General features: G+C 65.1%; 17 protein-coding genes and 2 tRNA genes. 11 read left to right on the top strand and 8 right to left on the bottom strand.

All coding sequences use genetic code 11. The features are described from left to right. The first annotated feature begins 21 nt into the window (after window positions 1–21). The 3 genes from AB0P23_RS04140 to AB0P23_RS04130 are packed head-to-tail and all read left to right on the top strand — an operon-like array spanning window position 22 to window position 3,335. On the top strand, window positions 22–795 hold the full coding sequence (locus AB0P23_RS04140; protein ID WP_287451571.1) for a fumarylacetoacetate hydrolase family protein: 774 nt from the start codon (window positions 22–24) through the stop codon (window positions 793–795). A gap of 7 nt (window positions 796–802) precedes the next feature. Further along, the gene (gltX, locus tag AB0P23_RS04135; protein WP_032372644.1) at window positions 803–2,278 is read left to right on the top strand and encodes a glutamate--tRNA ligase; all 1,476 of its coding nucleotides are present in this window, start codon (window positions 803–805) and stop codon (window positions 2,276–2,278) included. A 46-nt stretch (window positions 2,279–2,324) separates the two neighbouring features. After that, entirely contained in the window at window positions 2,325–3,335 is a 1,011-nt protein-coding gene (locus AB0P23_RS04130) for a YihY/virulence factor BrkB family protein (RefSeq protein ID WP_032366375.1), read from the top strand. Here AB0P23_RS04130 and AB0P23_RS04125 read toward each other — a convergent pair. Further along, window positions 3,287–4,858: a bifunctional 3'-5' exonuclease/DNA polymerase gene (locus AB0P23_RS04125; RefSeq protein WP_363796855.1), complete on the bottom strand. Its 1,572-nt coding sequence runs from the start codon at window positions 4,856–4,858 to the stop codon at window positions 3,287–3,289. The genes AB0P23_RS04130 and AB0P23_RS04125 overlap by 49 nt on opposite strands. 240 nt (window positions 4,859–5,098) lie before the next feature. Here AB0P23_RS04125 and AB0P23_RS04120 point away from each other — a divergent pair. After that, a tRNA-Gln gene (locus AB0P23_RS04120) sits at window positions 5,099–5,170 on the top strand. Window positions 5,171–5,269: 99 nt separating this feature from the next. Beyond that, window positions 5,270–5,342 (top strand) — tRNA-Glu (locus AB0P23_RS04115). A gap of 91 nt (window positions 5,343–5,433) precedes the next feature. On the opposite strand, the gene AB0P23_RS04110 is transcribed toward AB0P23_RS04115, so the two are convergent. Beyond that, window positions 5,434–5,601, bottom strand: coding sequence for a DUF5302 domain-containing protein (locus AB0P23_RS04110; RefSeq protein ID WP_158514274.1), 168 nt, complete (start codon window positions 5,599–5,601; stop codon window positions 5,434–5,436). A gap of 120 nt (window positions 5,602–5,721) precedes the next feature. Then, window positions 5,722–6,450 (bottom strand): IclR family transcriptional regulator, encoded by a 729-nt coding sequence (locus AB0P23_RS04105; RefSeq protein WP_032366378.1) that lies wholly within the window; start codon window positions 6,448–6,450, stop codon window positions 5,722–5,724. A 145-nt stretch (window positions 6,451–6,595) separates the two neighbouring features. On the opposite strand from AB0P23_RS04105, the gene leuC reads away from it, so the two are divergent. The 3 genes from leuC to AB0P23_RS04090 all read left to right on the top strand — a co-directional run bounded on the left by leuC (window position 6,596) and on the right by AB0P23_RS04090 (window position 9,560). Then, complete coding sequence (gene leuC / locus AB0P23_RS04100) at window positions 6,596–8,050, top strand: 3-isopropylmalate dehydratase large subunit (protein ID WP_052061547.1); 1,455 nt, start codon at window positions 6,596–6,598, stop codon at window positions 8,048–8,050. Between the two features lie 47 nt (window positions 8,051–8,097). Next, window positions 8,098–8,715, top strand: a complete 618-nt coding sequence (gene leuD / locus AB0P23_RS04095; protein WP_363796853.1) for a 3-isopropylmalate dehydratase small subunit — start codon at window positions 8,098–8,100, stop codon at window positions 8,713–8,715. Window positions 8,716–8,864: 149 nt separating this feature from the next. Further along, window positions 8,865–9,560 (top strand): HU family DNA-binding protein, encoded by a 696-nt coding sequence (locus tag AB0P23_RS04090; protein WP_027496655.1) that lies wholly within the window; start codon window positions 8,865–8,867, stop codon window positions 9,558–9,560. Window positions 9,561–9,680: 120 nt separating this feature from the next. On the opposite strand, the gene AB0P23_RS04085 is transcribed toward AB0P23_RS04090, so the two are convergent. The 3 genes from AB0P23_RS04085 to cofC all read right to left on the bottom strand — a co-directional run bounded on the left by AB0P23_RS04085 (window position 9,681) and on the right by cofC (window position 13,721). Next, window positions 9,681–10,616 carry an NUDIX hydrolase gene (locus AB0P23_RS04085; protein WP_032400551.1) on the bottom strand — a complete coding sequence of 312 codons (936 nt, stop codon included), beginning with the start codon at window positions 10,614–10,616 and terminating at the stop codon, window positions 9,681–9,683. Beyond that, a complete protein-coding gene (locus AB0P23_RS04080) occupies window positions 10,616–12,736 on the bottom strand; it encodes an RNA degradosome polyphosphate kinase (RefSeq protein WP_230593477.1) in 2,121 nt (706 codons plus the stop codon). Before AB0P23_RS04080 ends, AB0P23_RS04085 begins: the two co-directional genes overlap by 1 nt. Window positions 12,737–12,923: 187 nt before the next feature. Beyond that, window positions 12,924–13,721: a 2-phospho-L-lactate guanylyltransferase gene (gene cofC / locus AB0P23_RS04075; RefSeq protein WP_363796885.1), complete on the bottom strand. Its 798-nt coding sequence runs from the start codon at window positions 13,719–13,721 to the stop codon at window positions 12,924–12,926. A gap of 101 nt (window positions 13,722–13,822) precedes the next feature. On the opposite strand from cofC, the gene AB0P23_RS04070 reads away from it, so the two are divergent. Both AB0P23_RS04070 and AB0P23_RS04065 read left to right on the top strand, forming a co-directional pair. Then, complete coding sequence (locus AB0P23_RS04070) at window positions 13,823–14,821, top strand: NAD(P)H-dependent glycerol-3-phosphate dehydrogenase (protein ID WP_032366381.1); 999 nt, start codon at window positions 13,823–13,825, stop codon at window positions 14,819–14,821. Window positions 14,822–14,894: 73 nt separating this feature from the next. After that, window positions 14,895–16,001: a D-alanine--D-alanine ligase family protein gene (locus tag AB0P23_RS04065; protein WP_032391547.1), complete on the top strand. Its 1,107-nt coding sequence runs from the start codon at window positions 14,895–14,897 to the stop codon at window positions 15,999–16,001. Window positions 16,002–16,008: 7 nt separating this feature from the next. Here the strand turns inward: AB0P23_RS04065 and AB0P23_RS04060 are convergent, their stop codons facing one another. Beyond that, complete coding sequence (locus AB0P23_RS04060; protein WP_363796850.1) at window positions 16,009–16,626, bottom strand: DUF3515 domain-containing protein; 618 nt, start codon at window positions 16,624–16,626, stop codon at window positions 16,009–16,011. A 3-nt stretch (window positions 16,627–16,629) separates the two neighbouring features. Beyond that, the gene (locus AB0P23_RS04055; RefSeq protein WP_032370776.1) at window positions 16,630–16,878 is read right to left on the bottom strand and encodes an Lrp/AsnC ligand binding domain-containing protein; all 249 of its coding nucleotides are present in this window, start codon (window positions 16,876–16,878) and stop codon (window positions 16,630–16,632) included. 185 nt (window positions 16,879–17,063) lie between these two features. On the opposite strand from AB0P23_RS04055, the gene AB0P23_RS04050 reads away from it, so the two are divergent. Further along, entirely contained in the window at window positions 17,064–18,071 is a 1,008-nt protein-coding gene (locus AB0P23_RS04050) for a thiamine-phosphate kinase (RefSeq protein WP_363796883.1), read from the top strand. Window positions 18,072–18,107: the final 36 nt, after the last annotated feature.

Below are 18,107 nucleotides of genomic sequence, written 5' to 3'. Positions count from 1 at the left end.
GGCGGTCGATAGACTTTCGACATGCGTCTCGGTCGAATTGCAAGTCCTGATGGTGTGGCATTCGTGAGTATCGAAGGTGAGGGGGATGCCCGGACGGCGAAGGAAATTGCCGAACATCCTTTCGGCACACCGACGTTCACGGGTCGATCGTGGCCACTGGCCGACGTGCGACTGCTCGCACCGATCCTCGCCAGCAAGGTGATCGCCATCGGTAAGAACTACGCCGCGCACGCCGCCGAGATGGGTGGTGAAGCGCCGGAGACTCCCGTCATTTTCATCAAGCCGAACACCTCCATCGTCGGTCCGGGTGCGGCCATCGTGCTGCCTCCGTCGTCGATCGAGGTGCACTACGAAGGCGAACTCGCCATCGTGATCGGTCGTCCGTGCAAGGACGTGCCCGCCTCCAAGGCGTACGACGTGGTGCTCGGATACACCGTCGCCAACGACGTCTCGGCACGCGACCATCAGAAGCACGACGGGCAGTGGACCCGGGCGAAGGGGCACGACACGTTCTGCCCCCTCGGGCCGTGGATCGAGACGTCCCTCGATCCTTCGGACCTCGAGATCAAGACCGAGGTCGACGGCGTCGTCAAGCAGCAGAGTCGTACTTCGCTTCTACTGCACGATATTCCGAAGATCATCGAGTGGGTGTCCGCAGTGATGACCCTGCTGCCCGGAGACGTCATTCTGACCGGAACGCCCGAGGGTGTCGGCCCCATCACCGACGGAGACAGTGTGTCGATCACCGTCGAGGGAATCGGTACCTTGACCAACCCAGTCGCAGCGAAGAAGTAGGACAACGATGACCACAGCAGCAGATGTCCGCGTTCGGTTCTGCCCGTCGCCCACCGGCACACCGCACGTCGGTCTGGTCCGCACCGCCCTGTTCAACTGGGCGTTCGCGCGACATCACGGCGGCACCTTCGTCTTTCGGATCGAGGATACCGACGCCGCTCGCGATTCCGAGGAGTCCTACGCAGCGTTGCTCGACGCGCTGCGATGGCTCGGTCTGGATTGGGACGAGGGCCCCGAGGTGGGCGGTCCCTACGAGCCCTACCGCCAGTCGCAGCGACGCGACCAGCATGTGGCTGTCGTACAGCAACTGCTCGATGCCGGCGAAGCCTACGAGTCGTTCTCGACGCCCGAGGAAGTCGAAGCGAGGCACAAGGCCGCCGGGCGTGACCCCAAGCTCGGCTACGACAACTTCGACCGCGACCTGACGCCGGAGCAGCGGCAGGGATTCCTCGACGAGGGACGCGGGGCCGTCGTGCGGCTGCGCATGCCCGATCACGATCTGACGTGGAACGACCTCGTACGCGGCGAGACCACGTTCAAGGCGGGGACCGTACCGGACTTCGCCTTGACTCGCGGCAACGGAGTTCCGCTGTACACGTTGGTCAATCCGGTCGACGACGCACTGATGAAGATCACGCACGTGCTGCGCGGCGAGGACCTGTTGTCGTCGACGCCTCGACAGCTCGCACTGTACGAGGCCCTGATCCGAATCGGTGTGGCCGACCGCACCCCGGAGTTCGGACATCTGCCGTTCGTGATGGGCCAGGGCAACAAGAAGCTGTCCAAGCGTGACCCCGAATCGAACCTCTTCATCCACCGCGACCGAGGCTTCGTCCCGGAGGGGCTGCTGAACTACCTGGCGCTTCTCGGGTGGGGCATCTCCGACGATCACGACGTGTTCTCGCTCGACGAGATGGTGGCGGCGTTCGAGATCTCGTCGGTCAATTCCAACCCTGCGCGCTTCGACCAGAAGAAGGCCGACGCGATCAACGCCGAGCACATCAGGATGTTGGCTGCAGACGACTTCGCGGCACGGTTACGCGAATTCCTCGTTGCTCGAGGGCATCTCACCGAGCCGGTCGACGAGAAGATGTTCGCTGTCGCAGCGGATCTGGTGCAGACGCGCATCGTCGTGCTGTCGGATGCGTGGGGCCTGCTGAAGTTCCTCTTCGTCGACGACGCGGAGTTCGAGATCGATCCTGCAGCGGCGGCCAAAAATCTCGGCGCAGACGCGGCGCCGGTACTCGACGCCGCCATCGAAGCACTGACCGCAGTGACGGATTGGTCGACGGCCGAGCTGGAAGTCGCCCTCAAGGACGCGCTCATCGAGAAGATGGAACTCAAGCCCCGCAAGGCCTTCGCGCCGGTTCGGGTGGGAGTCACCGGCTCCCACATCAGCCCGCCGCTGTACGAGTCCATGGAACTTCTCGGCCGCGAGAGGACCCTCGCTCGTTTGACCGCCGCACGTACCCTTATCGCGTGACGGCGGTGCGACGTCGGCCGTCGAGGTCGGTCGGAGACTTTCGCACATGAGCGTCGCCGACCGACTGGATCGACTGCAGCGCAGGCGTCCGGTTCTCGGATTTCCGATTGCGGTGGTCTACAAGTTCGTCGACGATCAGGGTGGTTACCTGGCCGCGCTCATCACGTACTACGCATTCGTCTCGCTCTTTCCTGCGCTGCTGCTCTTCTCCGTGATTCTGGGCATCGTGTTGATGGGCAATCCGGAGCTGCAACAACAGATCCTGAACTCGGCACTCGGTCAGATCCCGGCGATCGGGGAAGAACTGGGGCGTCCCGAACGGATAGGTGGCGGCACGGTCGGTCTGACGGTGGGTATCCTCGGGTCGCTGTACGGCGGACTCGGCGTGTCCGTTGCGTTGCAGAACGCGATGAACACCGCATGGGCCGTACCGAAGAATCTCCGGCCCGATCCGATTCGAGCCCGAGTGCGGGGATTGGGTTTGCTGAGCACCGTGGGTCTGGCGGTACTGGCGATCACCGCACTCAATGTGCTCAGTGCTGCAGGATATTTCGGCCCGGAATCCGGTCTCGTCGTGTTCGTGATCGGAACGCTGCTGTACGTCGGGGTGTTCGTCGTTGCGTTTCGGCTCGCCACAGTGCGAGCGGTGTCGATCGGGCAGGTACTCCCGGGAGCCATAGCGGCCGGTCTGACGTGGCAGCTGCTGCAGACCTTCGGCGGTGTGTACGTGAAGTACGTCGCCGCGAGTGCGACGGTGACGAACGGTGTCTTTGCGGTCGTGCTCGGGCTGTTGGCCTTTCTGTACGTGACCTCGGTATCGATCGTGATCTGCATCGAGATCAACGTGGTTCGTGTCGACAGGCTGTTCCCGCGGGCCCTTCTGGCCCCGTTCACCGACGACGTCGACCTGACCGAAGGTGACAAACTCACCTACACCGGACAGGCAGAAGCACAGCGCAGTACCGCGTTCGAGGAAATAGACGTGACGTTCGAGGACCCACCGAGCGCTCAGTCGGACTCCGGCCCGAACTCCGGCTCGGCTGCCGGGGCACCGTAGAAGCGGTCGATCCTGGTCTCCATCGGGAAGAGCACCACCGTGTCGCCGAACATCAGACGCGTAGCCGAGTCTGCCGCCGCCGCAACGGCCTCGGACACCCACGGTGCGTCTCCGAGTGGACAATGCACCACTACTTCGTCGTGCTGAAAGAACACCAACTCACTTCTGCTCGCCCGCAATCGCCCGCGCAGATCTGCCAACAGGCACAGCGCCCATTCGGCTGCGGTCGCCTGCACCACGAAGTTGCGGGTGAATCGGCCACGCGCGTGGGCGTCACCGGTGGACCACCACTGCGGCGTAGGGGGAGGGCACGCTCGGCCCAGCCACGACCGGACCACCTCGCCCCGCTCACCGGCCCGCGCCGCCTCTTCGACGACCGCCACCGCGTCGGGGAATCTGGCGCGTAGGCGGGTCAGCAACGCACGAGCCTCACCCGACGTCGCGCCGTACAGCACTCCGAGAACAGCGACCTTGGCGTGCGCACGATCACCGTCGAACGACTCGGCGGCGACGGGGGCATAGAGATCCGCTGTTCCCGCAGCGGCGACCATGCGTGGGTCACCCGACATCGCGGCGAGAATGCGGGGCTCGAGCTGGCCGGCGTCGGCGGCGACGAACGTGTACCCCGAGTCGGCGATCACGCTGGCGCGCAGGGGTTTCGGGATCTGCAGACCCCCACCGCCCCGGCTCGCCCAGCGGCCGGAGACGACGGCCCCCGGCACGTAGACCGGGCGGAAACGATCTCCGCGAACCCACGCGTCCAGCCACGTCCACCCGTTGGTGCTGTGCAGTTTCGACAGATCTCGGTGGCGAAGCAACAGCGGCACCGCAGGATGGTCGATGTCTCGGATCACGTGTGCTCGAGTGGATGTGAGCTCGATACCGGCGCGCGCGAACGCGGCGACCACCTCCGCGGGTGAACCGGGGTTCACGCGGCGCCCGAACGCCGACGAGATCTCGTTCTCGAGCTTCACCAACGCAGGAGGAGTCGATCCGTCGACCGGCCTCGCACCGAGCGCCGCGTCGAGGTGCCGCCGATGTGCAGCGGCCGAGAACGGCAATCCGTCGAAGGTCATCTCCGCCGCGGCCAGACCTCCGGCCGACTCGGCGGCCGCCAACAGCTGCAGCGCCCGATCGTCACCGATCTCCTCGCTCTGACGGCGGTAGTCGGCGAGCACTGCCACCGGATCGGCATGCGGGTCGGCGTCGAACAATCCGGGTCGCAGGTCTGCGGGTGTGGACGGTGTCGTGGTGCGCCCCGTTCGCATCGCCAGAATGGCACCGACGAGGGCGAGATCGTGGCAGCGCCGGACCCGCACCCCTGCGTCGAGCAGTCGCGGGTAGATGCGGCTCGTGTCCTCCCACACCCAACGGGGAGCGTGCTCTCGCTCGACAGCGGCCACGGAGCCCACCAGATCGTCGGTCACCTCCTCGGCAGGGGAACTGCCGCCGGACGGGGAGCCGTCCTCGTCGAGGCGGATCAGCACGGCCCGGTTGCCCTGGGGAACGAGCAGCACCTTCATCGGCGTCTGCGAAGTTCGAAAACGCTCACGACACAGAAGTCTGCTGCATGCTCTGCGGCCGACGAAGCGCGGGTTCTGCGTTCATGCGATGGTGTCCGAGCGGGCCCCGCGGGCGGTCGAGGGCGGTTATCAGGGCTCTGAGCAGCCGATTTGGAGAATGGGTAGTGACCTTTGATAGTCTCTATCCCGGCTCGAAACGCAGTGCACATCGATCGGATGCGTACTGCGATTCAAGTCCATTGGGGTATGGTGTAATTGGCAACACAGCGGTTTCTGGTACCGCCATTCTAGGTTCGAGTCCTGGTACCCCAGCGAGCAGGTGAGCGGCGATTTTGCCGCCGATGCCGAGGCAGTTAAGCTACCTCAGCATCACGTGTTCGATACAGCGTCAACAATGCAGGTGAAGTTCCTGGCCCCGTCGTCTAGCGGCCTAGGACGCCGCCCTCTCAAGGCGGTAGCGCGGGTTCGAATCCCGTCGGGGCTACGAAGACAGCACCCCCTCGATCTCCGGATCGAGGGGGTGCTGTCGTTTCGGTGTGACCGTCGTTGCTGTCGTGCGGTGGTGTCGCTTCGCGTCAGACGCTCTTGCGGCGGAACATCTTCTGGTGATCGGCCGGACCGTGGGCATTGTTCACCTTGGGGCCACCGTCCTTGTGGTCGACGGAATTGTGCGACTTGCTGTTCTTCTGTTCGAGAACCTCGCGGAACTTCTTCTTCAACTCTTCGCTGCCGGATTCTGACATGGGGCACTCCTTGCAGTCGGCGACCGGCCGGGTGGGCCGTTCGAGACGAACGTACTCCACTTCTGCGGCCTCTTCAGCCGGTTTTTGGTGAGTGCCGCGCGATCGGCCTCGGTTCGGCGGTCAGAGGCGCTTGTGCAGCGCGTCGGCGGCGGCGAGCAGGTCTGCCGCCCAGCGTGCGCCCGGCTTGCGTCCGATGCGGTCGATCGGGCCGGACACCGAGATCGCCGCCACGACAGTGTCGTTGCTGTCGCGAACGGGAGCCGAGACGCTCGCGACCCCCGGCTCACGTTCACCCGCGCTCTGCGCCCACCCTCGCCTGCGGATCTCCAGCAGCACCCGTTCGCCGAATTCGGCGTCCGGCAGCACTGTGCGTTGAGTCTGCGAATCTGCCCATGCCAGAAGAACTTTGGCACCGGAGCCGGCTGTCATGGGTAGCCGGGCCCCGACGAGCACGGTATCTCGGAGACCGGTCGGGGGCTCCATGGATGCGACACAGACGCGAACGGTCCCCTCGCGGCGGTAGATCTGCACGCTCTCTCCGGTGATTTCGCGAAGCCGAGGCAGTACCGATGCTGCGGCGTCGAGTAGCGCATCCGACGCGCTCGCCGCCAATTCCCCCAGCCCCGGACCGGTGCGCCACAATCCGTCGGAATCGCGCACGAGGAGGCGGTGGGTTTCGAGTCCGACCGCGAGCCGATGCGCAGTGGCGCGGGGGAGCGCTGTGCGGGCACACAGGTCGTTGAGAGTGCAGGGTGTCTCGGCCACTGCATGCAACACGGCCATGGCCTTGTCGAGGACACCGATACCGCTCGATTTGTCGACGGCGCCGCTCAGGCTATGCTGTCTCATAGAACGATATTAGCCTCCCGAATGCTGAGATTGCCCAACCGTGAGAAGTCCAGCGTGCCGCGGGGGACGATGTCGAGACGATCACGCGAGGTGGACCAGCCCGTCCGCCGGCGCGACGACAGGGAAGACGAGGTCTGCGACAGCGATGTCCGAAACGACGAAATCCGATGCGTCCGTACCACAAGCGCCGAAGACGCTGGCGGAGAAGGTGTGGGACCAACATGTGGTCGTCCCCGGTGGGGGAGAAGGCGGTGCACGTGAGCCGGATCTGATCTACATCGATCTGCACCTCGTACACGAGGTCACCAGCCCCCAGGCATTCGACGGTCTGCGTTTGGCCGGCCGCGAGCTTCGTCGCCCGGACCTGACGATCGCAACGGAGGACCACAACGTCCCGACGGCCGACATCTTCGCGCCGATCGCAGATCTCGTCTCACGCACCCAGGTCGATACTCTTCGCCGCAACTGCGAGGAATTCGGAGTTCGGTTGTACCCGATGGGAGATCTCGATCAGGGCATCGTCCACATCATCGGCCCGCAGCTCGGTCTGACCCAGCCGGGTATGACCATCGTGTGCGGAGACAGCCACACCTCGACGCACGGTGCATTCGGTTCGATCGCAATGGGAATCGGCACCAGCGAGGTCGAGCATGTGATGGCCACCCAGACTCTGTCTCTGCGACCGTTCAAGACCATGGCCATCACCGTCGACGGAGAACTGGCTCCCGGTGTGACGAGCAAGGATCTGATTCTCGCGGTGATCGCCAAGATCGGCACCGGCGGCGGTCAGGGATACGTGCTCGAATATCGCGGTGAGGCCATCCGCAAGTTGTCGATGGAAGCCCGAATGACCATCTGCAACATGTCGATCGAGGCCGGGGCGCGCGCGGGCATGATCGCACCCGACGAGATCACGTACGAATACCTGAAGGGACGGCCGCATGCGCCCCAGGGGGCGGAGTGGGATGCGGCGGTGGCCGCCTGGAACGAACTGGCAACCGACCCGGATGCGGTGTTCGACAACGAGGTACACATCGATGCGAGCACTCTGACGCCGTTCGTCACCTGGGGAACGAACCCGGGTCAAGGTGCTCCGTTGGGGGATGCCGTGCCCGATCCCGAGGCAATGCTCGACGAAGGCGAGCGCGTATCGGCCCAGAAGGCCTTGCAGTACATGGGTCTCGAAGCCGGTACACCGATCCGCGAGATCTCCGTCGACACCGTGTTCGTCGGCTCCTGCACCAACGGCCGCATCGAGGATCTGCGTGCGGTGGCGTCCGTCCTCGAGGGCCGCCGCGTCGCAGACGGCGTGCGAATGCTGGTGGTACCCGGGTCGATGCGGGTGCGCGCGCAGGCCGAAGAGGAGGGACTCGGTGAGATCTTCACCGCAGCAGGGGCCGAGTGGCGGCAGGCCGGCTGCTCGATGTGTCTGGGAATGAACCCCGATCAGCTCACCTCGGGAGAGCGTTCGGCATCCACGTCCAACCGCAATTTCGAGGGGCGTCAGGGCAAGGGTGGTCGCACTCACCTCGTGTCGCCTCTGGTTGCGGCGGCCACTGCAGTTCGCGGAACCCTGTCCTCTCCGGCGGATCTCGCGTAGCAGCGAGCCCTCCGACCGGATCGATCGAACTCACAGGAGAAATTTCGATGGAAGCTTTCACTCGACACAAAGGCATCGGCGTTCCGCTCCGGCGGTCCAATGTCGACACCGACCAGATCATTCCGGCGGTCTATCTCAAGCGCGTGACTCGCACCGGATTCGAGGACGGATTGTTCGCCGGTTGGCGATCCGATCCGAACTTCATCTTGAACCTCGCGCCTTACGACCGCGGATCGGTTCTCGTGGCCGGGCCGGACTTCGGCACGGGATCGTCACGCGAGCACGCTGTCTGGGCGCTGTCGGACTTCGGTTTCAGGGTCGTCATCGCATCCAGATTCGCCGATATCTTCCGCGGAAACATGGGCAAGGCCGGCTTGGTGGCGGCCGAGGTCGAGCAATCGGACGTCGAATTGCTGTGGAAAGCCTTAGAAGAACAGCCCGGTCTGGAGCTCGTCGTGGACCTCGTCGACAAGACGGTCACGGCTGGAACCTTGGTGGTGCGCTTCGCGATTGACGACTACACGCGGTGGCGTCTGCTGGAGGGTCTGGACGACATCGGACTGACATTACGCCAGGTAGAGGCCATTGCGGAGTACGAAAAGTCAAGGCCTTCATACAAACCCCTCACCCTTCCGGCAAGGATCGAGGAGCCTTCGAAAAGCTGACGGACGGGGGGTCCGACACGCTTTGCGGCCGTGAAGCATTCCGCGACACCGAAATGAAAATTGGCGTGGCGCATAGACTCTTGACGACTTGGGGTTTACCGTTGTAGTAGTCGGTCCGACGATGGGCCACAATATAGCGGAGGAAATCCATGAACAAGGCAGAGCTGATTGACGCCCTGACCGAGAAGTTGGGGTCTGACAGGCGGAGCGCCACAGAGGCTGTCGAGAACATCGTCGACACCATCGTGCGCGCGGTCCACCGCGGCGAAAGTGTCACGATCACGGGCTTCGGCGTGTTCGAGCAGCGTCGTCGCGCGGCGCGTGTCGCCCGTAACCCCCGCACCGGTGAGACCGTTCGCGTCAAGCCGACCAACGTACCGGCATTCCGTCCGGGCGCGCAGTTCAAGGCCGTCATCGCCGGTGGACAGAAGCTGCCCGCAACCGGACCTGCCGTCAAGCGCGGTTCGGCAGCAGCTCCGGCCAAGAAGACTGCGGCAGCGAAGAAGACGGCCGCCAAGAAGGCAGCGGTGAAGACGACCGCCCGCAAGGCCACCACCGCGGCAGCCAAGAAGGCGGCTCCGGCGAAGACTGCCGCCAAGAAGGCAGCTCCCGCAAAGACCGCCGCCAAGAAGGCAGCTCCCGCAAAGACAACCGCACGCAAGACCACGACGGCTGCTGCCAAGAAGGCTCCGGCCAAGACGACCGCACGCAAGGCCGCAACCACTACGGCCCCTGCCAAGAAGGCTCCGGCCAAGACAGCGGCCAAGAAGACCGTCGCCAAGAAGGCCCCCGCCAAGAAGGCACCGGCCAAGAAGGCACCCGCGAAGCGCGCTGCAAAGAAGTAGCGCTCGACCGGCACCGGTCATCCAGGACCGGGCCGTTCTCGCACTCCACAGAAGGCCCCGACCGAAATTTTGGTCGGGGCCTTCTGCCGTGTTCGTGATCCGAGGATCCTCGGATGCGACTCAGTCGTCGGCGACCAGGTTCGGTAGCGGGCTGGCGATGTGGTCGGCCGCGACGAGCCGACCGTCGTGGCGCGAGAGCACCCACACGCTCCCTTTTCGATTTCTGTTGGCAGGCAACGTGATGCCGTCCTTGTCGGCCCACCATCGCATGAGATCGGGGATCACCTTGCCTTGGCTGCAGATCACCGGTGTGTTCATGGACTCGGCTATGTCGCGAGCCCGGTGGCGGCCCTTTCGGGGGTCCTCGGCGTACCCCTCCTCGGACAGCAGATGCTCCGGTTCGACCTGCACGCCCAGTGATTCGGCAAACGGCGCGACCGTCTGTTCGCACCGGACGCGGTCGGCCGCATACACCGAGTCACCGCCGAACGCGCCCAGCAGTGAGACGAGTGCCTCGGCCTGACGTCTACCGGTCTTGTCGAGGGGGCGATCGGCGTCGTTGCCCTTGTATCGCGACCGCGAGCCGGCACTGCCGTGCCGGACCAGCAGCACGGTGGACGTAGCGGCCGGCTTGGCGACGAATCGTCGAAGAATCTTGTGGTCCATGGGATACGAGAGTTCGCCGCCGATCTTGTCGGGTGCGATCCAGCGGAGTTCGTCCACTTCGTCGTTCGGGACGAATTCTCCGCCGGTTGCCTCGGCAGCCCAGTAGAGCACCTTCTTCATGCGACGGTGGCCGGGAATCGGGTAGGTGACGTAGGACAGCGACCGTCCGAGAGTCGAGTCGAAGCCCGTCTCCTCCTTGACTTCTCGGACAGCCGCGTCGACCGCTGTCTCCCCGGGATCGAGCTTTCCCTTGGGAAAAGACCAGTCGTCGTACTTCGGCCTGTGTACCAGAGCTACTTCCACCACCGAGTCGTTCTCCGGCGATCGTCGCCACAGAATCGATCCGGCCGCGAAGATGTTGGCGCGGGGGGAGCCATCGGAAGTGCCCATCAGGACGCCTGATTCCTCCGGCTGCGCATCAATTCCACCTGGTGTTCTCGGACACTTTCGCCTTGCGCAGGCGACGCGACCCAGCCACCGTCCGGCCCCAGTTCCCAGCAGCGGGTGGTGGGGTCGAGAGCCGAGTCGAAGATGTCACCGAGTTGCTTGGTCAGCTTCGGATCCTTGACCTGGGCCATTACTTCCACTCGCCGGTCGAGGTTCCGGTGCATCATGTCGGCGCTGCCGATCCAGAATTCGTCGGCACCCTGGAAATGCAGAACCCGTGAGTGTTCGAGGAACCTGCCGAGAATGGACCGAACTTCGATGTTCTCCGACAGGCCCGGTACGCCCGGCTTGAGCGCGCAGATCCCGCGTACGACCACCTTGACGGAGACCCCGGCGACCGATGCGCGGTACAGAGCGTCGATCACCTGCTCGTCGACAAGAGCGTTGGCCTTGAGGCGAATTCCGGCTGCGCGGCCCGCCTTGAGGTGCTCGACTTCCGCTTCGATGCGCTCGACGATGCCGCGTCGCACGCCGTACGGGGCCACGAGGAGATTGCGGTACTTGGACTTTCGCGAGTATCCGGTGAGCGAGTTGAACAGGTCGGTGAGGTCCGCACCGATTTCGGGCGACGACGTGAGCAACCCGACGTCCTCGTAGATACGCGCCGTCTTCGGGTTGTAGTTGCCCGTGCCGATATGGCAGTACCGGCGGATCACCGATCCTTCTCGGCGGACGACGAGGCAGGTCTTGCAGTGAGTCTTCAACCCGACGAGGCCGTAGACCACGTGCACCCCAGCCTTTTCGAGCTTGCGTGCCCACTCGATGTTCGCCTGCTCGTCGAATCGTGCCTTGATCTCGACGAGTGCAACCACCTGCTTGCCGGCCCCGGCCGCGTCGACGAGTGCGTTGACGATCGGCGAGTCACCCGAGGTGCGGTACAGAGTTTGCTTGATCGCGAGGACCTGTGGATCGGCCGCAGCTTGTTCGATGAAGCGCTGCACGCTGGTGGAGAACGAGTCGTACGGGTGATGCACCAGAACGTCGCCGTCGCGAAGCGTCGAGAACACGCTCTTCGGGGTTTCGCGCTCACCGAACGCCGGATGTGTTGCCGGGACGAAGGGAGCGTCCTTGAGATTGGGGCGGTCGACGCTGTAGACCTGCCACAGGCACGACAGATCGAGCAGACCGGGAACCTGAATGACGTCGCCCGGATCGACGTCGAGTTCACGTAGCAACAGTTCGAGCATGTGCTCGGTCATATCGTCGGCGATCTCGAGGCGGACGGGAGAACCGAAACGCCTACGCGCCAGCTCTCGTTCGAGTGCCTGCAGGAGATCCTCGTCGCGGTCCTCTTCGACCTCGAAATCGGCGTTGCGAGTAATGCGGAACGCGTGGCTCTCGACCACCTCCATGCCGGGGAACAACACGTCGAGGTGCGCCGAGATCAATTCCTCCATCGACAGGAAGGCGTCGATGCGATGGCTCCCCTCACCGCGCTTGACGCGCACGAATCGGTCGACGTTGTCGGGTACCTTCACACGGGCGAAGTGCTCGCCGGTTGTGGAGTAATCCTTCACCGTCACAGCGAGATTCAGGCTCAGGCCGCTGATGTACGGGAAGGGGTGCGCCGGGTCGACGGCCAGTGGGGTGAGGACCGGGAAGACCTGTTCGGTGAAATAGTCGGACAGACGCGCACGCTCGTCGCTGTCGAGATCGGACCACCGGATGATTGCGATGCCCTCGGCCGTGAGCTCGGGCAGGATCGAATCGAGCAGTACTCGGGCGTGTTTGAGAGCGAGCTCCTGAGTGCGCTGCCCGATGACCGCGAGCTGCTCGCGCGGGGTCATGCCATCGGCCGATCGAACCGACAGTCCGGTCTCGTCGCGGCGTTTGAGCCCTGCGACACGAACCATGTAGAACTCGTCCAGATTGGACGCGTAGATGGCCAGGAACTTGGCACGCTCGAGTAGCGGCAGGGACGAGTCCTCTGCGAGCGCGAGAACACGGGAGTTGAAATCCAGCCAGCTCAATTCCCGGTTCAGGTACCGATTTTCGGGAAGCACCATGGCGGCATCCACCGATTCCGGAGTGGCGGCAGGAAGGGCGGAGGGAATGCTCGGCATCGTTGCGGTCACCGGGGCACTCCACACCGGCTCCGCACCGTTGCTGTCCGCACCGTTGCTCTCCGCGGTCTCGATCGCCGGATCTTCGGTCGCTGGCTGCGCGTCGTCTGTGCTCACAGCACGATCATCCCCCATACCCGCCGTCGGTGAAACTCCGATGACCGAACTTGTTCGCACGTCCACCGAATCACGCGGTGGTTGCGGATTCCTCGTCGCTCCAACCGAGTGAGCGAAGTACGGCTGTCGTCTCCGGCCCGACCCCGAGTCGATGAGCCCGACGTACGTCGTCGACGGTGTCGACGTCGAGTCGAAGTCCCGGCCACGTGCCGTCCAGTGGTCGCGCTCCCGACAAGGTGTGGCGGCGTGCGGAATCCGATCCGAACAGCGGCGCGAGCTCGTCGGCAGAATTCTTCAGGATCAGCGCTGCGGTTCCGGTGCCGTGATGGTCGACCACGACCGACCTGCCGCCGGAGACTGCCGTCGCATACGCCTGCGCGAGTTCGGCGGGACGCAGCGCAGGCAGATCCGCTTGCAGCGCAACGATGTCGACCCGATCGGCCGGGGTCGCGCCGGGGTTCCCGTGGCGATCGCGTGGTGCGTGATCGACTCGCAGTGCGGCCGCAGCAGCGGAGAATGCGGCATTGAGACGGGCTTCGGGATCTCGAGCGCCGGAAGCCGACGGTTCGTCCAGCACCCGGGCACCGATTTGTCGCGCGGTGTCGGCGACGACCGGATCGGGTGTGACGACGGTGACCGAATCGACCACCGACACCGAACCGGCCGCGGTGACCGTGTCGACGAACATGGCGAGCACCAATCGGGTCCGGTCGGCCCCGGAGAACTCGGACGCCAGACGGGACTTCGCCGCTGTCAGGTCCTTGACCGCGATGACGACTCCGACCGCGCGGCGCAGCGCATCGGACGGCCGACCCTCGCGGTCGTCGTCGCTGCTTCGAATTGCGCCCATGGTGTTCGATCCTGCCAGCGTCACCGATGTCTGCCGACTCCGACCGCCCGGGCAGGTCTGCGCGTTAGGGTGATGCGCGCGTAGGCAGGGCATCGGCGAGTAGGTGAGAGGTTGGCGGCATGAGCAGAGCAGCGGTACTGGGGTCCGGGTCGTGGGGTACCGCATTCGCCAAAGTGTTGGCCGATGCCGGAACCGATGTCACCATGTGGGCGCGCCGAGAGGAACTCGCTGCCTCGATCAGCGAACGGCACGAGAACGCGGACTACCTCCCCGGAATCGAACTGCCGTCGTCGATCCGCGCCACGAGCGATCCGGCGATGGCCCTCGACGGTGCGGACATCGTGGTGCTCGCGGTGCCGTCGCAGAGTCTGCGCGCGAACCTGGGGGAGTGGACGGATGCGATCGCACCGCACGCGACACTGCTGTCTCTGGCCAAGGGCATAGAGACCGGAACGCTCATGCGCATGAGCCAGGTGATTTCACAGGTGACCGGGGCCGATCCCAGCCGGGTGGCCTGCCTGTCCGGGCCGAATCTGGCGCGCCCGATCGCCGAGGGGCAGCCGGCCGCGACCGTCATCGCGTGTTCCGACTCGCAACGAGCGCTTGAGATTCAAAAAGCTTGCGCCACAGGATATTTCAGGCCGTACACCAACTCCGACGTCATCGGTGCCGAGATCGGTGGCGCGTGCAAGAACGTCATCGCCCTCGCCTGTGGAATGGCCAGCGGAGTCGGCTACGGCGAGAACACCCTCGCGTCGATCATGACCCGAGGCCTGGCCGAGATCATCCGGCTCGGTGTCGCGCTCGGGGCCACACCGTCGACGCTGTCCGGGCTCGCCGGCGTGGGAGATCTGGTCGCCACCTGCTCGTCGCCGCTCTCGCGCAACCGTACGTTCGGTGAGCGGCTCGGTTCGGGCGGCTCCCTCGAGAGCGCGCAGGAAGCAGCGCACGGGCAGGTGGCCGAGGGCGTGAAGTCCTGTACGTCGGTGCGCGCGCTCGCCGAGAGCTACGACGTCGAGATGCCGTTGACCGATGCCGTGCACCGTGTGTGTCACGGGGGAATGTCGGTTCCGGACGCGGTGGGCCACCTGCTGGGGCGTCGAATCAAGCCCGAGTGAGGTCACGTTCTCGACGTGTGCACGAACAGGGCGAATCCGCGTTCGCGGGGAGACGGCGGTACGGTTTGTCACCGTGAGTACTCCCCGAATCAAAGTTGCCGTCGTCTTCGGTGGCCGCAGCAGTGAGCACGCGGTGTCCTGTGTCTCGGCGGGTAGCGTGCTCGCGAATCTGGACCCCGATACCTACGAGGTGGTCCCGGTGGGGATCACCCCCGACGGTGCCTGGGTGCTCGGCTCCAGTGATCCGGATGCGCTGACGATTCGTGATCGAGTACTTCCGACGGTGGACAAGTCCGGTGCCGCACTCGCGCTGAGCACCGATCCGGGACGCGCGGGCGCGCTGATCGCTCTCGGTGAGGGCGACGCCGGACAGGTCCTGGCTGCGGTCGACGTCGTGTTTCCGGTGCTGCATGGGCCGTACGGCGAGGACGGCACCCTGCAGGGAATGCTCGAACTCGCCGGTGTCCCGTATGTGGGTCCCGGAGTGTTGGCCAGTGCCGCAGGCATGGACAAGGAGTTCACCAAGAAGCTTCTGGGAGCCGACGGACTACCGATCGGCAGGCAGGTCGTGCTGCGACGCGGCACCGATGACCTGACCGAAGCCGAACGCGACCACATCGGTCTCCCTGCCTTCGTCAAGCCCGCGCGAGGCGGATCGTCGATCGGAATCTCGCGCATCACCTCGTGGGATCACCTGCAGTCGGCGATCGGCGTTGCCCGAGAGCACGACCCCAAGGTGATCGTCGAAGGAATGATCCACGGCCGCGAGGTCGAATGCGGCGTGCTCGAATTCCCCGACGGCAGCGTGCGCGCCAGCGCGATCGCCGAGATCCGGCTCCCCGACGCGGACAGTGACGATCACGCCTTCTACGACTTCGACACCAAGTATCTCGACGATGTCAGCGAATTCGACATTCCTGCCGCACTCGACGACGACATCAGCGATCGTATTCGCGAACTCGCAGTCTCGGCCTTCCGCGCACTGGACTGCCAAGGACTGGCGCGGGTCGACTTCTTCGTCACCGAGGAAGGCCCGGTGATCAACGAGATCAACACGATGCCCGGATTCACGTCGATCTCGATGTACCCCAAGATGTGGGCCGAGAGCGGAATCGACTACTCGACCCTGATCAGCACCCTGATCGACACCGCTCTCGCACGCGGTACCGGCCTGCGCTGACCCGGCTCTACTGCAACGGTGCTGGGTCGAGGGGCTGCTGGGGTAGTGCTGCCGACACTGCCGACGAGGCATCCTGCAGAGGTGTCGGGCCGGAGCCGCCGGGAATGGTGAGAGCGATATACGTGCCGCGATCGACGACGAACCATGTGCTGGCGTCGATGCCGTCGTTCTCGCCGGACACCTCGAACCACTGGACGCCGTCGATCACCTGAAGTGGTGCGGCCACGTCGAATCCGACAGGGCGAGGCAGCCCGCAGCGAAGCACGACCGGCTCGGCGTTCTCCTCGGCCGATACCCAGGCTCGGACTCCGACAGGTGCCGGGTCGGCCAGGTCGGCGCGGCTGTAGTCGCCCAGCTCGTCGGGCAGCGCATCGAGGAGGGTCGAGCACTGTGCGCTCGCGGCGTCGGGTGCGTCGACCGGTCCCAGCGCTACCGGATCGTGGGCGGGGGAGCTGTTCACCGCTATCGCGGCCACGAGAACTCCCACCACCAACGCGACCGGCAGGGCGATCGCGGTGGCTATGACCGCAGGGTGGCGCTTCTCGTCGGCCGCTGCTGCATTCTCGGACCGGGTGCCGGCGTCGTCGCCGTTGTCTTTGTCGTGGTCGTGGTCGGCAGAGTTCATGCGCTACCGAACCGCCGAGGTCGACTGTGGGGCGACGGGACAGGTGAGGGTACGCGTGATGGCGTCGACCTTCTGAATTCGGGAGACGATGTCCGCGATCTCGGTGTCGGATGCGCCGTCGGCCCTGACGATGACGTCGTAGGGTCCGACCACAGCCTCTGCGGATACGACGCCGTCGACCGACTCGATCTGCCGCGCAACGGTCGTGGCACGGCCGACTTCGGTCTGAACGAGAACGAAGGCTTGCACCATCGGTGGTCCCTTTCCTTGCTGGGACGATCGACTGTAAGTTGAGTCGACTGTACGTTGAGTCGGTTGCGTACTCACAGCACGAAACCGGCTGCGCCGGACCGGGCCCGGGCACCGCTAAAGGTACCGCAGGCGCGGTGCCGGTTTCGCGGGAGACCGACGTCCGAATTGCGCTCTGAGGGAGGAACATCATCGACGACACCGGCCCTTCGGGGACCACCGCCGCCGAACCGACGGTGGCCCAGATCGGCGAGTTCGACGTCATCGCCCGGGTCGTCGCCGATCGAGTGCAACCGACGTCGACCATCGTCGGCCCCGGCGACGACGCTGCCGTCGTCAGTGCATCCGACGGCAGGGTGGCCGCCACGACAGATATGTTGGTGCACGGCAGGCACTTTCGGCTCGATTGGTCGACTCCGGTGGAGATCGGCCGGAAGGCGATCGCGCAGAACGGGGCAGACATCGCCGCGATGGGTGGGCAGTGCTCGGCATTCCTGGTTGCTCTCGGCTGCCCGGCGGACACACCGGTGAGCGTGACGGACGGTCTGAACGAGGGCATGTGGCGCGAGGCGTCGGCTGCGGGTTCGGCGATCGTCGGCGGTGATGTGGTGCAATCGGATCAGCTGGTGATCTCGATCACTGCGCTCGGTGACCTACAGGGCAGGGCTCCCGTACTGCGATCGGGTGCGCAGGTCGGTGATGTGATCGCGTTCGCGGGGCGGCTCGGGTGGTCCGCGGCCGGACTCGCTCTGTTTCTCGCGGGCGGCGATCGCTCCGGGCACGACGCGGTTCTCGATGCACACCGCGTGCCCGCCCCGCCGTACCGTGCCGGTATCGAGGCCGCCGAAGCAGGCGCGACATCACTGACCGATGTGTCCGACGGGTTGTCGGCCGACCTGGGTCATATCGCCGACGCATCCGGGGTATCGATGGTTCTGGAACCCGAGCGTCTTCCGATCGCCGACGAAGTCCGTTCGGCTGCAGAGCTGTTGGGGGTAAACCCCCTCGAGTGGGTACTCACCGGCGGCGAGGATCATGCTCTCGTCGGCACGTTCCCCGGCCTCGCTACCGTTCCGACGGGCTGGATCGTGATCGGCCGCGTCGAGCCGGCGTCGAATGCAACCGACGGTGGCGTCACTGTCGCCGGGCACCACCGCGTGGGCAGATCCGGTTGGTCGAGCTTCGACCGAGAGTGAGCTCCGACCGGGTCGATGGAGTCGGCTAAGTTGCAA

It is taken from the genome of Rhodococcus sp. NPDC077669, assembly GCF_040686915.1.
Lineage (GTDB): Bacteria > Actinomycetota > Actinomycetes > Mycobacteriales > Mycobacteriaceae > Rhodococcoides > Rhodococcoides fascians.
This window is presented reverse-complemented; position numbering and strand designations above follow the sequence as displayed.

Bases quoted from the DNA above. Each gene is read 5' to 3' on its own strand.
- AB0P23_RS04055 (WP_032370776.1), bottom strand. From the start codon at position 16,878: ATGGTGCAAGCCTTCGTTCTCGTTCAGACCGAAGTCGGCCGTGCCACG.
- AB0P23_RS04140 (WP_287451571.1), top strand. From the start codon at position 22: ATGCGTCTCGGTCGAATTGCAAGTCCTGATGGTGTGGCATTCGTGAGT.
- AB0P23_RS04110 (WP_158514274.1), bottom strand. From the start codon at position 5,601: ATGTCAGAATCCGGCAGCGAAGAGTTGAAGAAGAAGTTCCGCGAGGTT.
- AB0P23_RS04070 (WP_032366381.1), top strand. From the start codon at position 13,823: ATGAGCAGAGCAGCGGTACTGGGGTCCGGGTCGTGGGGTACCGCATTC.
- AB0P23_RS04105 (WP_032366378.1), bottom strand. From the start codon at position 6,450: ATGAGACAGCATAGCCTGAGCGGCGCCGTCGACAAATCGAGCGGTATC.
- AB0P23_RS04080 (WP_230593477.1), bottom strand. From the start codon at position 12,736: ATGCCGAGCATTCCCTCCGCCCTTCCTGCCGCCACTCCGGAATCGGTG.
- leuC (WP_052061547.1), top strand. From the start codon at position 6,596: ATGTCCGAAACGACGAAATCCGATGCGTCCGTACCACAAGCGCCGAAG.
- AB0P23_RS04130 (WP_032366375.1), top strand. From the start codon at position 2,325: ATGAGCGTCGCCGACCGACTGGATCGACTGCAGCGCAGGCGTCCGGTT.
- AB0P23_RS04085 (WP_032400551.1), bottom strand. From the start codon at position 10,616: ATGGGCACTTCCGATGGCTCCCCCCGCGCCAACATCTTCGCGGCCGGA.
- AB0P23_RS04060 (WP_363796850.1), bottom strand. From the start codon at position 16,626: ATGAACTCTGCCGACCACGACCACGACAAAGACAACGGCGACGACGCC.
- AB0P23_RS04125 (WP_363796855.1), bottom strand. From the start codon at position 4,858: ATGAAGGTGCTGCTCGTTCCCCAGGGCAACCGGGCCGTGCTGATCCGC.
- leuD (WP_363796853.1), top strand. From the start codon at position 8,098: ATGGAAGCTTTCACTCGACACAAAGGCATCGGCGTTCCGCTCCGGCGG.
- gltX (WP_032372644.1), top strand. From the start codon at position 803: ATGACCACAGCAGCAGATGTCCGCGTTCGGTTCTGCCCGTCGCCCACC.
- AB0P23_RS04090 (WP_027496655.1), top strand. From the start codon at position 8,865: ATGAACAAGGCAGAGCTGATTGACGCCCTGACCGAGAAGTTGGGGTCT.